Origin of the sequence: Clostridium sartagoforme AAU1, assembly GCF_000401215.1 — a bacterium.
GTDB lineage: Bacteria > Bacillota > Clostridia > Clostridiales > Clostridiaceae > Clostridium > Clostridium sartagoforme.
Map to the genome: position 1 here is coordinate 1 of NZ_ASRV01000033.1, position 17,782 is coordinate 17,782.

The window sequence follows — 17,782 nt, forward strand, 5'->3', positions numbered from 1 at the left end:
AAATCATCTAAGGATATTTTAAAACCTAATTTTCTTAAATTATTTAGTACATCAATAACAAATTCCGTATTATCTATTATTTCATCTTCCGTTATTTCTAACTTTATAGATTTAGGAGTAATATTAAATTGATTTAATATTTGAAGAGTTTTTTCTATGAAATCTTCTTGTTTTAATGCTAAAAGAGACACATTTACTGATATATTAAAGTCCTTTTCTCCTAAAGCTATCATTTTTTCACAGTATTTACAAGCTTCCTTCAATACAAATTCATCTATTCTTATTATTTCTCTATTTTTTTAGCTAATGGTATAAATTTTATAGGTGAAATTATTTCATCATTCCTTATCCATCTAATTAGTGCTTCTGCACCTACAACTTTTTCTTGCTTAACTTTATATATAGGTTGATAATATACTTCAAATTCATTGTTATCTAAAGCCGTTATTAATTTATTTTCTAATTCTATTTCTTCAACCATATCTTTAGAAAATATTTTAGCTATGTTCCCACCATCCTGCTTTCCCTTATACATAGATATATCTGCATATTTTAATAAAGTAAATATATCTTTTGAATGCTTAGGATAGTGACTTATTCCTATGCTTGCTTTTAAATTAAAACTATATCTATTAATTTGAATTTTTTTATTTAATAAATTCAATATTTTATCAGCAAGCTTTATAATTGACTCTGGATCTGAATTTTCTTTTTCTACTATAATAAATTCATCTCCACCCAATCTACCAACAGTTATATTGTTTGAGGATAATTGAGTCAATCTATCTGATACTATTCTTAAAACTTCATCTCCTGTATTATGACCTACTGTATCATTAATATTCTTAAAGTTATCTAAATCTATAAAATATATGCTAAACTCTTTACTTAAATTTGTTAACTCCATTAAATATTCTAATAAGTTATTTCTATTTAATAAGTTTGTTAAAGTATCATAATTAATTAGATACGTCATGTTTTTTCATATTTCTTTATTTCAGTAATATTATTTATTATTATAGAAAAATACCCATCACTAAGTGAGTATACAGATACTAATCCCCATTTATCATCTATTATGTTTATTTCTCGTGCAATACATTCCGATTTTGATTTTTTAATTCTTTTAAATATTTGTATTATCTCTTCTTCATCTCTATAGAAATTCATATATAAGTTAGAAAATCTATTGTTAATAATTTCTTTTCTAGATAATCCCAATAGCTCCATTCCTGCAAGATTTACATCCGTAATTTCACCATCTATATATTCTCCCTTATCATTTACTATAGCTTTCAAAGAGAAAAATGCATTAGACATTGCATTTAATATATTAGAATAATTTTTTTCTTCTTCTTTTAAATTATTAATTGTATTTATAAGTTTTTTCTTAGTTACATTAGCTTCATTACTAAGAGCATTCACTTTATCATAAATGCAATTTATTTCATCGTCTTCAAGGTTTATAATATTTTCTTCTTCAAGTAAACTTGATTCGTTTATATTTTGCTTAATTACTGTTAATCTTTTTATTACATTTTTATTGATGAATATATATGTGCTTATATTTAAAATAACCATTAAAAATATTATAAAAAGGATATTAGCCTGTAATCTATAATAAAGACTACAGAAGCACTTTTTAATTTGTAAATTATATTTAAAAATATTGCAATTATAATAATAGATATAGATAATGTGGAATAGAATAAAAATGTAGCTAATTTCTTTGAAAGCTTCAAATTTTCCACCATCCCAATTCTTATAATTCTTCTTTGTTTTATTATACAATTTTTTGTATATATCATTCAATACTTTTACTTGATAATTCAATTAATATATATTAATTAATAATTTATATGAATAAATAAACATAAATACCACATTATATTCATTTTTTGTTAACATAAAAAACAAGAGATATATTATACTATAAATAAATATAACATATCTCTTGTAAAAAAATTGAAATACTATCTCTATTAACTTTTAGCCTTACTGATTTTAACCACTTTACCTTTTAATTTTATTTCTTTATATCTCTTTAAAAGTATATTTCCTTTACCATTTAAAATATCTACAAATGAATATCCATCTTGAACGTCTATTATACCTATATCTTCTCCAGTTAGTTCTTCCAAATTACTTAAAGCTCCTAATATATCTATATTTCTTATTTTTTTCTTTTTACCAGCTGATAAGTGTATTTTTATTACTTCGCTATGAATATTTTTCTTTGTGATTATTTGGTTTCCATAATTATTTTTCTGATTCTCAAAAAATCTTTTTCTTCCATCTATTATTTCTTCATAAGAAGGTATTTTTATTTCTTCTATTTTATAATTAATGTACTCCTCTATCTCTTGTAAAATCTATTTTCATTTTTCCTACTAAAGATATAGCTAGCCCCTTTTTATTATCTCTTCCACTTCTCCCTATTCTATGTACATAACTTTCCTTTTCCATTGGAACTTCATAATTAAAAACATTTGTTATATGGTTTATATGTATTCCTCTTGCTGCTATATCAGTTGCTACTAATACCTTAAACTCCTTATTTTTAAAACTATCCATTGTTGATAATCTTTCTTTTTGCTCCATATCTCCATGTAATTCTCTTGCGTTAATTTTTTCTTTTTTTAATAATGTACTTAAGTTTTTAACTGAATCCTTTGTATTACAAAAAATTATTGCAGATTCATCTGTCCAGGCATATAAGGACTTTAATAAAAACTTAAATTTTTCTTCTTTATCTACACTTATATATTTCTCTATTATTTTATCTCTATTAAATACTTTTGATTTTATATTTAGAACTAGTGGATCATTCATATATTTAGAATATAACCCCTCTATTTCTTGTGGTATTGTTGCTGAGAATAAAGCAGTATTTTTAGAATTAGGTAATCTTTTTAATACTTCGGAAATTTGATCTATAAATCCCATATTAAGCATTTTATCCCCTTCATCTATTACTACAAATTCAATATTCTCTATATTTAAATTTCCTCTTTCTATATGATCTATTACTCTACCTGGAGTCCCACATACTATGTGTACTCTTTGTTTAAGTTCTCTTACTTGTTCATTAAAAGGTTGTTTTCCAAAGATAGCTGCACATCTAACTTTTTTTAGTCTTCCTATGTTAGATATATCTTCTTTTACTTGCATTGCAAGTTCTCTAGTTGGAACTAATATTAAAGCTTTCACCTTATTTTCTTCTATATTTACTAATTCACATAATGGAATGCCAAAACTTGCTGTTTTACCACTTCCAGTTTGAGATTTTACTACTAAATCTCTTTTTTTCAACATATATGGAATAACTTCTTGCTGAACTTCTGAAGGTTTTTCAAAGCCTAAATTTTTCAATGCCTTAAGAATTTCTTCACTTAATTTCATATTTTTAAAATTATCTATAACCATTAATTTACCTCACTTTTTTAAACTATTATTTATTTTACCCTATAGCACTAAATTTAACAATGACAGATATTATAATAAAAAGTAGAGACTACATTAATATAAACTTAGTCCCTACTCTATCAATTAAATATTTATATTTAATTGTTTTAAATCTTTCCTTAATTTCTCTGGTGCTTCAAATAATAAAGTCTTTATATTAAGTTTTTTTGCACCTTCTATATTTGCTCTTGTATCATCAATAAATATAGATTCTTCTGCAATCAAATTATATTTATCTAGAATTAAATTATATATAGCTTCTTCTGGTTTAATTAGTTTTTCTTCATAAGATACTACTCCTCCATCAAAAACTTTAAAGAAAGAGTTCCTTTTATTTACTTCCTTAAATGCTAAATCATGAAAATTAGATAGATAAAATACTTTATAATTATTATTTTTTAGATCTTTTAATATCTCTACAGTTTCTTCAATTGGCTTTAATAATCCATACCAATCTTTAAATGCTAATTCAATTTCAGTAGCATATAAATTATTTCTTTGAATTATATTTTTTACTGCTTCTTCTTCTGTTATAGTTCCTCTATCTAACATAACCCATTCTTCGCTTTCAAAAATGGCTTTATATATTTCTTCTAACTTTTGTTCTCCTATTTTTTGTCTTAAATATTCCTTCGGATTAAAACTTAGTAATACATTCCCAATATCAAAAATTATGTTCTTATACATTAATTTCTCCCTCATTATTTTATAAAAAACAGTAGATAGGTCTCTATCTACTGTTTAATTATTTTAGATAACATTATTATATCATTAATCGCAATTACATTCTACAACCTTTAAAGGTCTCATCATCTCATGATCTTCATGCTCTAAGAAATGACAATGCCATACATAATCTCCTGCATAACCTTTAAATTGCATTATGATTCTTGTTACTTTTCCTGCCTCAGCATTTACTGTATCCTTAAATCCTCGTTCATAATCATACGGCTCTTCTTCAGGTCCAGTAAATGTTACTTTGCCTGTTTTATTATAATCATCAACGTCAAATGGCCTTCTCCAAAGAATCTTAAATTGTACTAAATGAATATGAATAGGATGAGCTCCTAACATTGGATTAATTAAATTCCATATTTCAATACTATCTAGTGCTGGTTTTTCTGTTACAGGATCGCTCCAAGTCATATTATCAATATGGAGCATTGGTCTACCGTAATTATCCGTCATAGCTCCAAATGATACTTTTCTTTTTCTTCTTGCTAAATCTGCATTTAGTGGATGTGCAACTCTAAGAGTATTTGGAACAGTACTTGTATCTTCGCCTTTTAATGGCTCTATTACATTAAATCTCATAATCATATTAGTCCCTGATAAATTTGCAGCAGGATCATCATTCATCAATATTATTCTTTCTCCCTTATATTTTGAGAAATCTATTATAACATCAATTCTTTCAGCAGGCATTAACTTAAATGATTTTAAATTAACAGGACTTTCTATTAATCCGCCATCAGTACCTATTTGAATAAATTCTCCCCCATTAGATAAGCTCATAGTATATTCACGCCTATTTGAACCATTTAATATTCTAAATCTATATTTACGAGGTTCAACATTTAAATATGGCCATACCTTTCCATTTACTATTATTGTATTTCCCAAAAATCCAGGTACTATTGATGGAAATACATCTACTGGAAATGGTGGAGCAGCTGGGTAAAACAATTGACCATTTTCAGTAAAGGACTTATCTTGTACTAAAAGTGGAATTTCATATTTTCCCTTAGGCAAATTTAATCTTTCTTCTAATAAATCTCTTAATATATAAAAACCTGCAAGACCTGCATATACATTTAATCTTGTCTGTCCCATGGCATGGTCATGATACCACATGGTAGTACCAGATTGAAAATTTGTATATTTGTAAGTTTTTCTAGTAAACTCAGATCCTGTAATTTTAAATCCATTTGTGAACCAAGCCTCTGGATGTCCATCACTATCACTTTCTACTTTGGCCCCATGCAAATGAACTACTGTTTTAACTTCCGGATCATCTACTGTTCCATGCAAAGTTTTATCATAAGGTAAAATATGCTTGCTAGGCAATTTATTATCCCATAAAACATAAGTTGCTATATTTTTAAAAGCTTCTATAGTTGGTCCAGGATATAATCCATCATATCCCCATACCTTAGTTAGTGGAAAATATGATGAAAAACGATGCTCTGCTTCTTCCATAGTTATTTTATAATGGTTTTCTTTCTCTTCACATTTATTATCATTATTTATAGGTTTTGCTACTTTCGGAATTGGTAGTTTATCTACAAACTTCGGTATTGTAAAAGGATCAGAAGGATTTACTACAGAACATATATTATTACTACAACATTTTGCTTCTACTTTATCATTTGAACTTTCTTCTAGCTCATTTTTGGAATTTCTTTCATTTGGTTCACTTAAAACCATACATATCACTCCTTAAGCTAAGTTATAGTATAATATATTCTCCATTATGTAAAATGTTCTTATACGACTTATCTTTTATTTTTTAAATAAACCAATATCCAAAAGCATATCCTGCATATATAAATACCGCATTCCAAATAGCTATTCCTATTGTTGAATATATTGAAAATTTTATTATGTTCATTCTAAACATCCCAGCTACAAAAGGTATTAGAGTTCTTCCCACTGGAATTAGTCTTGTTATTAAAACCCCTTTATCACCATAATTCTCTATATAAAAGCATACTTTATCAATAGATTTTCGAGATTTAGGGAATTTATTATATACTTTTGTTAATATAGGTCCCCCAAACCAATAAGATAGAGCAAATAAAATATAACTTGCTAAGGCTCCTGCTAAGATAGATATTCCTAAAGCTACAAAAAAATTTATTCCCACCTTAGCAATTGCTATTCCTAGCGCAGGCATTATTATTGCTGCCCCTAATCCGGGGAAATTTAAATATTCTAAAAATATAACTACAAACAAAAATATTAATCCATATGTTGAGAAATATTCTATTATTATTTGTATCTTATCCATATTTATTTACACTCCAAATTTATATTTAATGAATGTTATTATACCCTATCTTTCTTAATATTAAATATAAAGATTCTTAATATTTACTTAACTCTATCTGTATATTTACTGAATTATATATCCAATAAGTAGTTTTATTGTATTTTCTAAAGCCTCATAGTGGGTTCTCTCCATTCCGTGAGATGCATGAACTCCTGGTCCTATAAGGGCTCCCCTTATATCATTACCACCTCTTAATGCAGCTCCAACATCTGAACCATAAAATGGATATATATCAACAGCATAACTTAATTTATTTTCTTTTGCTATATTTATCAAATTAGTTACCATATTATAGTCATAAGGTCCACCTGAATCCTTAGCACAAATTGATACATCATATTCTGTGCAAGTTAAATCATCACCAATACATCCCATATCTACAGCTATCATTTCAGTTATATCTTGTGGAATATATGATGAGCCATGACCAACCTCTTCATATGTTGAAATAAATATTTTAGTTTTATATTTAGGTATTACTTTTTCTCTGTTTAAGAATTCTAATAACCCCATCAATGCAGCTACGCTACCCTTATCGTCTATAAATCTTGATTTTATAAATCCACTTTCTGTTATAGTTGTTTTTGTATCTATGAATATAAAATCTCCTGAACAAATTCCTAATTCTTCAACATCTTTTTTACACAAAACTCTTTCATCTATTCTAACTTCCATATTTTCTGGATCACGCTTTTTGTCCTTACTATCTGCATAAACATGAGCAGCTGGACTTGTACTTAAAAATGTTCCTGTATATATTTTTCCTTCTCTTGTTCTTATTTTACAATACTCACTATCTAAAGTTGCAGGTATTGGACCTCCAAGCAATGTAAACTTCAAAGTCCCATTATTAGTTATGGATCTCACCATTGCACCTAAAGTATCAACATGAGCAGAAAGTCCTATAACTTTCCCTTCTTGTTGACCTTCAATAGTAATTATTCCACAACCTTTATTTGTTCTTTCAAATTTATACTCAAAGCTTGTAGCTATTTCCTCAATAATATTCATAATATCAAAACAAAATCCAGTTGGACTATCAAATTCTAATATTCTCTTTGCTGTATTTAATACATATTCCTTATTAATCTTAAAACTCATATATTTACTCCTCCTACATTAATTTTCTAAATCAATTTTATCATTATAATATTATTATTTCTATAACTTTAATATTTAATAAATCAATGTTATAAAATGCGAAGTAAGATAGTGAAAAGAGCCTTTAATACAATATATTTTGTACTAAAAGCTCTTTTGCTCTCTAAAACTGTTCCCTTATTAAAAAGAGAATATATCTAAGGTAGGTTTTATTCTAAATAAAATCCAACAACTCAAGTATTCCCTTGGCAATCTCTCTTTCTTCTCCTTTATATGGATATGAGTGAATATGAATAGCAGGATTAAAATTAAGCTCTATTATTGCATAATTTGAATTTTCATCTTTGTAGTCTTTTATCATCATATCAACACCACAAATATTAGCACCTACAGCTTTTGCTGAATTTACTGCTATATCCTTAAACTTTTTAGGTATTAAATCCGTATAATCTATGCTATCTCCACCAGTACTAATATTAGAATTTTCTCTAAGATATACAATTTCATCCTTTTGAGGAATGTATTCAAAATCTTTATTTTCTTGCTTTAAAAATAACTTTACATTATTGTCTAAATTGATTTTTTCTAGTGGGGTTTTATATCCCTTACCTCTTAGTGAACTTTTATTCTTTTCTTCTACAAGTTTTGTTATAGTGCTTTTTCCATCTCCTATAACATTAGCTGGAACTCTGTGAAGTATTCCTGGAACTTCATCTCCAACAACTAAAAATCTATATTCTTTTCCCTCTATAAATTCTTCAACTAGAACTGTAGTATCATTTTCAAAAGCAATTTTAAAGGCTTCTTTAATATCTTCTTCTCCTGCTCCATCTTTAAATATAGATATTCCTATACCAAAATTTGTTGACTTAGGTTTAACAACTATTGATTTATTTACAAATTTATTAACACTTTCAAGTGCTTCATTTAGAGAAAAGAATTCAAAACCTGAAGGAACTTTAATATTATTTTTATTTAAGATTTCTTTTGTAACAACTTTATTTTCCATCATTAGAATTGTTATATAACTATCTTTAGAAGTTTTTGTTGCTTGTTTTACATATTCTATATGATTTCCTTTTTGTAATGAAATAAAATTTTCACTTCTATCTATTAAATCGACTTTTATACCTCTTTTTATGGCTTCTTTCATTAGTATTTGTGTTGATAATTCTAAATCCTCAAAACCTTCTAATTTAAACCTGTTTTTATAGGCATCTTCACGATATTCTTTTGCTAATTTAATATGTCCTTCTAAAAATCCTTCTTTCTTAACCATTTCTGAAAGTTTATATGCATAGGTTAATTTAGGATTTAATACCTTTTCTATCATGTTATCTACTACTTCTTCCTTACCTAAACATAACTCATTATTCATAACTCTGATTTCGCTTAATATCTCTAAAGCCCAGTCTTTCTTAGATATAGTCTTTCCATTTTTATTTAAAACCACATCCATTTGCCCATACATAGAAATTATATTTTGATTATTTTGAGCTTCTTGTTGCCAAGTTTCATAAGAACTTTCCTCTTTTATAAGTAAGTATATAGTGAATATATTTATAAAATTCAAGTCTTCTAAGGATATTCCAGCCTTACTAAATGGATTTATATCTATACTTCTTATTTCCAAGTAATTTATTCCATCATTTAATAAAGACTCTAAGAATTTTGTGTTATCTATTGCTTTTAATCTTATCTGTGTATATAACTCTTTATGACTATCTATAAGTTTATCATCTATAAATCTATTAACACTTGTAACATAATCTTTAACTGAACTGTAGTCTGGATATAAATCTATAGGATTTTTATATCCACATTCACTATTCCTATAAGATACTACTCCATCATTACTAAAACCATCTTTTGATACTTTATCTAAGTTTACTACGCACTTATCACCAAAACTTTCATGCATTATGGTAGTTCCACCCAATAAATATATAAGAAGCCATCTATATCTTAAATAGTTTCTAACTACTTTCAAGTATATATTATCTCTAAACTCTCTGTAATCTTCTTCTTTCCCTAAAATTTTATATAAGTCCTTTATTAATTCTTCATTAAAGGAAAAATTATAATGTATTCCTGATATTAATTGTTTTTTTCCACCATATTTTTTTAGTAGCTTTTTTCTATAGTCACTTGCACCTTTCCCGTTACCACAATCTCCATAATCTGCAACTGGAATAAAATCATCTTCTGGAATACTACATGGCATAGATTGAGGCCAAAGAAGTTCATCTTTTATTTCTAAAGCTGTAATATCATAAAGTAAATTTAAAAAACTATAGGTCTCTTCTACTGTATTTACGGTAGGAGTTATAAGCTCTATTTGACTTTCTGAAAAATCAGTTGTTATATATGGATGACTGATTTTACATTCAAATACTTTAGGATGCTTAGTTAATGCCAATTTCCCTTCTCTATCTATTCTCAGTGTTTCACGCTCTACCCCAAAATTTCCTTTTAATAATTTATTTTTATATTCAAGTGATTTGATCACATTTAACATCTTTGTACTCCTTCCATATTCTTAATTTATAAATCAAATAAGATATAACTCCTTTTAAAATACTTGAAATTGATATTGCTAACCATATTCCATTTACATCAAAAAACCTTATTAGTATTAAAGCTATAGGTATCCTTAGTATTGTAAAAACTATACTTATTATTGCTGGGATTTTAGGTAATCCAAGGCCTGTAAAAACTCCATTCGATATCATTTCTATAGTTGAAAATATCTGAGATACTCCTATAATTCTTAGATAATTACTTGCAATATGAATAGTATTTTGTTCCCTAATAAATAATTTGACTAAAACTTCTGGAGTAAATATAAAAATTATTGTTATAAATAAAGAATATATAGCTCCAATACCTACTGATGTATTATATCCTTGATTTATTCTTCTAAATTGCTTTGCTCCATAATTTTGTCCTACAAAACTTGTTATGGCTCCATTTAATCCACCAATAACCATATAAATTATTGATTCTATTTGAAGTCCAATTTTTTGTGCAGCTATTGCCTCTGATCCAAATCCTCCAACTATCCTAGCTAAAATTATATTTATTAATGTAAATAAAATTCTTTGCATGGCCATTGGAGTCCCTAAAATTGTTATTTCTTTTATCTTTATTATATCTATTATATTTTCCTTATTTATTTTTAAAACTGTTTTTCCATTATATAAAAGTAATAGAAAAACTATTACTGTTCCTATTAAAGAAGCTATAGCCGCTCCACTTACTCCTAATTTTAAGCCATATATAAATATAGGATCTAAAATTATATTTACTACTATACCTATAATATTTATTATTAAAGCACTTTTATTATTTCCAAAACTATTAAAAATTCTAATAAATAAAGTATTAAAGAATGAAAAGAATAAAATTGGTCCATTTATAGCCAAATACTTATATGCTTCATTTTCCACTATAGGATTCCCTGTATTTAAAAATCCTATAAGATTTCTACCAAATATTAAAACTACAATACAATATATTGATGCAACAAACAAATTTAGAATTATGCCTGAAGATATATACTCCTTAACTTCATTTTCCTTTTTTTCACCTATTGCATGAGCTACCTTTATTCCTGTACCTATTACAACAAAAGAGTTAATAGAATTACCAAGTCCAATAAAAAAACTCGCCGAACCTATACTTGCTACTGCATCACTCCCAAGATTTCCAACCCATATCATATCAATTATATTATATGCAAATTGTAGAAATGAACTTGCCATTATAGGGATTGCTAAAGTTATTAAAACATTAAGAACTTTCCCTTTTGTAAGATCTATCTTTTTCATATTTTCTCCTACTCTAAATTTATTCTGACTTTTTATTTGCGCTACATATACATTTTTCTTTACTATTTAATATTATATTTAGAAATTTCATAAGATCATTACAAATTTCATTATCTAAGCTATAATATATCCAGGTTCCTTCTTTTCTACATTTTACTATTCCACAATCTATTAAAACTTTCATATGATGTGATAATGTTGGTTGAGTAAAATGAAAACTTTCTAATATTATGCAGGCACATTTTTCACCACTTGATAACATATCTATGATTTTTACTCTATTTATTTCTCCAAGAGCTTTAAATATTCTTATATTTTTTTCATAGTTTTTAATCATAGTAACCTCCTTATATAGATTGTTGTCTATATACTAATCTTAAAATATATAGACACATATCTATATATATCATACTTAAATATAGATTATTATCTATATTTAGTCAATATAATTTCATTAATTGTATAATAAAATTATAAAATAAAAGTGATATTATATCTTTATATAAAAATATAATATCACTTTACCTTGCTACTTTTTACTTAAACTTTTTAGTTTATCTAGCTCTTCTTTTTGCTCTTCTATAACTTTTAAAAATTCTTCCTCTTTGTTAAACCATTCTTTACTAAGATCATTAATTAAAGATGCCATTTCATCAGCACTTCCTACAATTCTGTTAAATAAAAGAAGATTTGATTTTAATATTTCCGGTATTTCTATATGTGAGTATCTTAATCTATGGTCTATTTCTCCATAGCCTTCTTCAAATATTGTTCTAACTTGAATTTCAGCTATAACTTTTTCGTTAGTTGGATAAAACTCAACTAAATAATGAACAGATCTATATCCTGATATTCTTGATCTTACTTCAATATCTAGTTCTTCAAACTTCTTAGTATTATCCCCTTCTCTTACATTTGCAGTAACCTCAATAACCTTCCAAGTCTTAGTGATAAATTCATGAATATCCTGCCACTGATCTTTAAATATGTGTATTACTCTAATTCCAATTAAATCATTTATTTCATTTTTATAATTTTCTAACGTGAATTGAAAGTCTTCACCATATTTTAATTTTCTATCTTCAGTTTTTCTTATAATCTTTTCAATCAATCTATCAGGATTCTTTATTCTTGATTTTACTGAATGAATCATTGGCTGAGAACGTAAAATATTAGATATAAAATCTGCTTGATTCTCATAAGATATTTCATAATCTACAAAATCATTATAAATATCATTTAAAGCTTTAATATCTATATTATTTTCTTTAATTTTCTCTTCTACATGTGGATATTTCAATATGAATTCATCTATTCTAAAACTCTTTTTCATTTACTTATTCTCCTTTGGCTATAGGATTATTATATATTTCAATTTATCTTCCTTGTCTACTACTCTTGCTATTTCTTGGACTAGATTTTTTCCCTTTAAACCCATCATATTTATCTCTAGTAGTTAACTTTCCATTTGAAGTAGGTTTATTTTCTTTTGTATTTGATTTTACTCCGGACCTTGAGGAAGAGCTTAATTTTGAGTTTAACTTAGAGTTTGATTTTCTTGATTTTGAATTTACTTTAGATATTGGTTCTTCTTTTCTCATTTTAGAAATATATCTATCAGCTTTCGATTTTATTAAGCACTTAGGCCCATTTCCTATTAAATCTTCTCTTCCTGCTTTAACTAAAGCATCATGAACTAAATTATAGTTCTTAGGATTTTTAAATTGAAGAAGTGCTCTTTGCATAGCTTTTTCTTCTCTTGTCTTAGGAACATAAACTTCTTCGCCAGTTATAGGATTTATACCTGTATAAAACATAGCAGTTGATAAAGTTCCTGGAGTTGGATAAAAGTCTTGAACTTGCTCTGGTTGATATTTTGTATCTCTTAAATATTCAGCTAGTTCTATTGCCTCATTTAATCCGCTTCCTGGATGGCTTGACATCAAATATGGTATTAAATATTGTTCTTTTCCTAATTGCTTATTTATTTTAAAGAACTTTTCTCTAAACCTATCATAAGTATCACCCGATGGCTTACCCATATATTTTAGAGCATTAGGTGCTACATGTTCTGGTGCAACTTTTAACTGTCCACTAACATGATGTTCAACAAGTTCTTTAAAGAATGTATCATCCTTATCTGCCATTATATAATCATATCTTAAGCCTGAACGAACAAATGCCTTTTTTACTTTAGGAAGCTTTCTTATTTTTCTTAATAGTCCTAAGAATTCACTATGATCTACTATTAAATTTTTACATGGCTTTGGAGTTAAACATTGTTTACTCTTACATGCACCTATAGTAAGCTGAGTTTTACAAGCTGGCTTTCTAAAGTTTGCAGTTGGGCCTCCAACATCATGTATATATCCCTTAAAGTCTTTAAGATTTGTTATTTCAACAGCTTCGTCTAATATAGATGATTCACTTCTACTTTGCACTGCTCTTCCTTGATGAAATGTAATGGCACAAAATGAACAGTTACCAAAACATCCTCTTGAGCTTACTATACTAAATTTAACTTCTTCTAAAGCAGCAATTCCTCCAAATTCATCATATATAGGATGACATTCTTTAGTATAAGGAAGAGAATAAACCTTGTCTAATTCTTCTCTTGTAAGTGGCATCTCTGGAGTGTTACAAACTACATATCTATCTCCATGCTTCTGCACAAGAACTTTTCCTCTTACCGGATCTTGCTCTTCGTACTGTATTTTAAAAGCTTCAGCATATTTCATCTTATCCTTTGTAACTTCTTCTCTTGAAGGTAACAATTTATAATCACCATAAATTTCTTCTAATGAATCTATTGCATATGTAGTTCCATTTATATGTCTTATGTATTTTGCTTCAAATCCATCATTTAAAGAATTTGCAACTTCTACAATTTGCTTTTCACTCATTCCATATATTAAAAGGTCAGCACCACTATCTATAAGTATTGAATTTCTTACGTTATTATCCCAATAATCATAGTGAGCTAATCTTCTTAAACTTGCTTCTAACCCACCTATAACTATATCTATATTTTTATAAGCCTCTTTTATTTTATTACAATAGACTATTGTAGCTCTATCTGGTCTTGCACCCATTTTCCCACCTGGGGTATAAAGATCTTTATCTCTTTTTCTCTTACTTACAGTATAATGATTAACCATAGGGTCCATATTTCCACCATTAACTAAGAACGCAAGCCTTGGTCTTCCAAGTTTCATAAAGTCATCTGTACTATGCCAGTCTGGCTGTGGAATTATACCTACTTTGTATCCTGCACTTTCTAAAACTCTTGAAATAATTGCTGTTCCAAAACTATGATGATCTATATAAGCATCCCCTGTAACTATTATAAAGTCACATTGTTCCCATCCACGTTCTTGCATATCCTCTTTACTAATTGGTAAAAATCTATTATTTAACATTTAAACCCTCACTTTTTTAAATTGAAAATTAATAATGTAATCTTGTATTAGTTCTTATATATCAATATTAACATTACGTCTAATGATTATAACATTTTAAATAAATTAAATCATTTATTTTTTATATTTTATTAATTTCCAAATTAATAAATTTGTTGATAAAATTTAATATTCATTATTTTATATAGCCTCAATAGATTTCTAAATTCAAAAAATTTATATATAGTCTGTTTAATCTATTTGTAATTTTATATTTATGTAATATATAATAATTTCATGGAGATAAAAACACAGTTTCGGTTGGTAGTCCGAACCTATTCATTAAATCTATAGCAGTAACCTGCCCTCCTGGGGTTGTCCATTTTCCATTAATAATTTTTAAAAACAGGAGGAAAATTTTATGTATGCAAATTCAAAATTAACTGTATTTTTTGAAGACCCATTTTGGGTAGGTATCTTTGAAAAATCCGAAGAAAATTATCTATGCTTTTGTAGAATAGTTTTTGGTCCTGAGCCAAAAGATTATGAGGTGTATGATTTCTTATTAAAAGAATACAATAAGTGTAAATTTAGCCCCCCTCTATCTGATGATAAAATTGAACAAAGAAGAATTAATCCTAAAAGACTTCAAAAGAAAATAAAAAAAGAAGTTCAAGAAATTCAAATTGGATCAAAGGCACAAATTGCTATGAAAAAACAATTAGAAGAAAGAAAACTTGAAAGAAGAAAGATTTCAAAAGAAAAAAAAGAACAAGAAAAAGATAGACAATTTTTGATACGCCAACAAAAAAAGAAAGAAAAACACAAAGGACATTAATTATTTTGCGAAGCAAAATAGTGAAAAGGGAAAGAGTGAAAAAGTGAAAAAGTGAATAGTGATGGAAAAAATCCTTTGAGGATTTTTTCCTCAACTCTTTCATTCCTTCACTCTTTCACTTTTTCATTTAATTTTACTTAGCAAAATACTATACCCGTTACCTGTTACCTGTTACTTGTGTTCCCTGTTACCTATTCCCTGTTACTTGTTCCATATTCCCTTACACCCCTTATAATCCGAAACCGTGCACTGTGCCTTGTGAACTGTGAACTGAAAATTGCTTCGCAATTTAAATCGCCTTATCCCTATGAATATATCTAGAATTCTTATTTATTGCTAAAAACATAATTATTGCTGCTATTGATGCAAGTAGAACTAAAGATTGTATATACGGCATAAAGTTATAGCTTCCTTTTTGCCAGAAATCAATAAAATCACCACATATATAAGTTGTTGGTAACAAATATGCAACTTTCATTAATAACTCTGGAAAATCTTTTGCTTGTACTCCAAACATTCCACTTAAAATCATTATTGCAAAATAAAGTAACATTGTTATAGAATAAGTTGGTCCAAACTTCTTAAAAAATAAAGATATCCCATGAGCCAATGCAAAAAATATTATAGCAAGAAAATATAGTGAGCCTATTAAAACTAATGCTGAAGAAAATGATGGAACCTGTATTTTTAATGTTAAAAAAGATACTATTCCATAAATAATTATAGCTACTGTCATAAAAATTAAATAAGCTAATATTTTAGATATAATCAAATCTTTTTCACGATATCCAAACAATCTAAAACGAAGAGGAATTCCTTTTTCAAGTTCTTGTGAAAAAGTTGCTGAATATGATACAAACACAGTAGCTAATGGAATCATTAAACTATTACTTATAAATATACTAGTCATTATAACTTCTCTAAATTCTTCTGGAGATTTTGAAGAAATTATATTCCCTAAAAAATAGACATGAATATTGGGAAAACAACTCCAAATATTATTGAAAATATATTTCCTACTAAATTTCTTAATTCATACTTAACTAAATTATATCTAACTAATTTTGCTTTCAAGGGTCTCACCATCCTTTTGATAAACTTCATTTTTACTTTTAGCATTAATACTCATTATTTCTATATCTGAATTACTTCTTTTAAAGCTTATATCTTTTTCTATTAAAAGCTTTGATACTTCTAATTCTTCTTCTATACTGAAACTAGGAATTGCTATTAAATGCTTTGGAGATTTTATTTTTCTAAAATCCTTTGTGATTTCAATATTTTCACTTGTTTTAGATAAAGTTATGATGGAATTTCCACAATATTTTTTAAACAATTCTTCTTTACTTCCAAAATCAATAACTCTACCATTTTCTAATATTAATATTTTATTAGTTAATTGCTCTAGCTCTTCATAATAATGAGATACTATACAAATAGTTGTATTTTTATTTCTGTACCATTCTTCAATTTTACTCATTAATTGCTGTCTTGTTTCAAAATCAAGGCCTGAAGTAACTTCGTCAAAAAATACTAGTGGTGAATCTTGAATTAAAACCAATATTATAGTAAGTCTTTGTTTTTGCCCTCCTGAAAGTGCACTATACCTTTTATTTAAGCACTTATCAAAGTCGAAAAAATTAATTAAATCTTGTAACCTTTTATTCTTATTAATTTTTGTATCTAAAACAGCTTCTATTATATGCTTAACTGCCATTGTCTCTGCATAATTATTGCTTTGCATATGTGCAGATATATCCTCAGGCCTTATATTAGTATTGATAGATCCGTTATAATTAATAAGTCCTAAAATTGATTTAACTAAAGTAGTTTTTCCTGCACCATTTGAACCTATTATTCCAATTCTATCTCCTGCCTCAAATTTAATAGGAGATTTTATTAATAAAGCTACTTCTTTTCCATATTTAACTTCTAAGTTATTTATAGTAATCACTATTGCTCCCCCTTTGTCTTAATTTCTATACTCTAAGTATATTACCTTGGTATGAATTTCCTGTGAATTTAATATGCAAATGTTCTGTAGCTTTAATTCATGTTAATAGGAATTTATTAAAGATTATTCAAAGGGTAAGTTTTT

15 protein-coding genes and 1 pseudogene are annotated in these 17,782 nt (G+C 27.0%); 1 reads left to right on the top strand and 15 read right to left on the bottom strand.

Translation table 11 applies throughout. The features are described 5' to 3' along the window. From A500_RS21615 to A500_RS02770, 13 genes and pseudogenes are all read right to left on the bottom strand, one after another. On the bottom strand, positions 1 to 263 hold a 263-nt coding region (locus tag A500_RS21615; protein WP_157453599.1), incomplete at its 3' end, for an EAL domain-containing protein. A gap of 20 nt (positions 264 to 283) precedes the next feature. After that, positions 284 to 976 carry a GGDEF and EAL domain-containing protein gene (locus A500_RS19310; protein WP_016206056.1) on the bottom strand — a complete coding sequence of 231 codons (693 nt, stop codon included), beginning with the start codon at positions 974 to 976 and terminating at the stop codon, positions 284 to 286. Further along, a complete protein-coding gene (locus A500_RS19315) occupies positions 973 to 1,581 on the bottom strand; it encodes a PAS domain-containing protein (RefSeq protein WP_157453600.1) in 609 nt (202 codons plus the stop codon). Before A500_RS19315 ends, A500_RS19310 begins: the two co-directional genes overlap by 4 nt. Positions 1,582 to 1,982: 401 nt before the next feature. Then, positions 1,983 to 3,426: pseudogene (locus tag A500_RS02725) on the bottom strand (DEAD/DEAH box helicase). A 123-nt stretch (positions 3,427 to 3,549) separates the two neighbouring features. Continuing rightward, positions 3,550 to 4,152, bottom strand: coding sequence for an HAD family hydrolase (locus A500_RS02730; RefSeq protein ID WP_016206058.1), 603 nt, complete (start codon positions 4,150 to 4,152; stop codon positions 3,550 to 3,552). Positions 4,153 to 4,236: 84 nt separating this feature from the next. Next, positions 4,237 to 5,892, bottom strand: a complete 1,656-nt coding sequence (locus A500_RS02735; RefSeq protein ID WP_016206059.1) for a multicopper oxidase family protein — start codon at positions 5,890 to 5,892, stop codon at positions 4,237 to 4,239. A gap of 82 nt (positions 5,893 to 5,974) precedes the next feature. Further along, positions 5,975 to 6,475: a DedA family protein gene (locus tag A500_RS02740; protein WP_016206060.1), complete on the bottom strand. Its 501-nt coding sequence runs from the start codon at positions 6,473 to 6,475 to the stop codon at positions 5,975 to 5,977. A gap of 105 nt (positions 6,476 to 6,580) precedes the next feature. Then, complete coding sequence (locus tag A500_RS02745) at positions 6,581 to 7,618, bottom strand: M42 family metallopeptidase (RefSeq protein ID WP_016206061.1); 1,038 nt, start codon at positions 7,616 to 7,618, stop codon at positions 6,581 to 6,583. 214 nt (positions 7,619 to 7,832) lie between these two features. Then, a complete protein-coding gene (gene gshAB / locus A500_RS02750; protein WP_016206062.1) occupies positions 7,833 to 10,136 on the bottom strand; it encodes a bifunctional glutamate--cysteine ligase GshA/glutathione synthetase GshB in 2,304 nt (767 codons plus the stop codon). Then, the gene (locus tag A500_RS02755) at positions 10,111 to 11,448 is read right to left on the bottom strand and encodes an MATE family efflux transporter (protein WP_016206063.1); all 1,338 of its coding nucleotides are present in this window, start codon (positions 11,446 to 11,448) and stop codon (positions 10,111 to 10,113) included. The genes gshAB and A500_RS02755 overlap by 26 nt, the downstream gene beginning before the upstream one ends. A gap of 19 nt (positions 11,449 to 11,467) precedes the next feature. Beyond that, positions 11,468 to 11,785: an ArsR/SmtB family transcription factor gene (locus A500_RS02760; protein WP_016206064.1), complete on the bottom strand. Its 318-nt coding sequence runs from the start codon at positions 11,783 to 11,785 to the stop codon at positions 11,468 to 11,470. 192 nt (positions 11,786 to 11,977) lie between these two features. Further along, positions 11,978 to 12,781, bottom strand: a complete 804-nt coding sequence (locus A500_RS02765; protein WP_016206065.1) for a RelA/SpoT domain-containing protein — start codon at positions 12,779 to 12,781, stop codon at positions 11,978 to 11,980. Positions 12,782 to 12,824: 43 nt separating this feature from the next. After that, a complete protein-coding gene (locus A500_RS02770) occupies positions 12,825 to 14,867 on the bottom strand; it encodes a YgiQ family radical SAM protein (protein WP_016206066.1) in 2,043 nt (680 codons plus the stop codon). Positions 14,868 to 15,267: 400 nt separating this feature from the next. On the opposite strand from A500_RS02770, the gene A500_RS02775 reads away from it, so the two are divergent. Then, a complete protein-coding gene (locus A500_RS02775; protein WP_016206067.1) occupies positions 15,268 to 15,684 on the top strand; it encodes a YjdF family protein in 417 nt (138 codons plus the stop codon). 289 nt (positions 15,685 to 15,973) lie between these two features. On the opposite strand, the gene A500_RS02780 is transcribed toward A500_RS02775, so the two are convergent. Then, complete coding sequence (locus A500_RS02780; RefSeq protein ID WP_423219273.1) at positions 15,974 to 16,717, bottom strand: ABC transporter permease; 744 nt, start codon at positions 16,715 to 16,717, stop codon at positions 15,974 to 15,976. A 21-nt stretch (positions 16,718 to 16,738) separates the two neighbouring features. Continuing rightward, positions 16,739 to 17,638, bottom strand: a complete 900-nt coding sequence (locus A500_RS02785) for an ATP-binding cassette domain-containing protein (protein WP_016206069.1) — start codon at positions 17,636 to 17,638, stop codon at positions 16,739 to 16,741. Between the last annotated feature and the right edge of the window lie 144 nt (positions 17,639 to 17,782).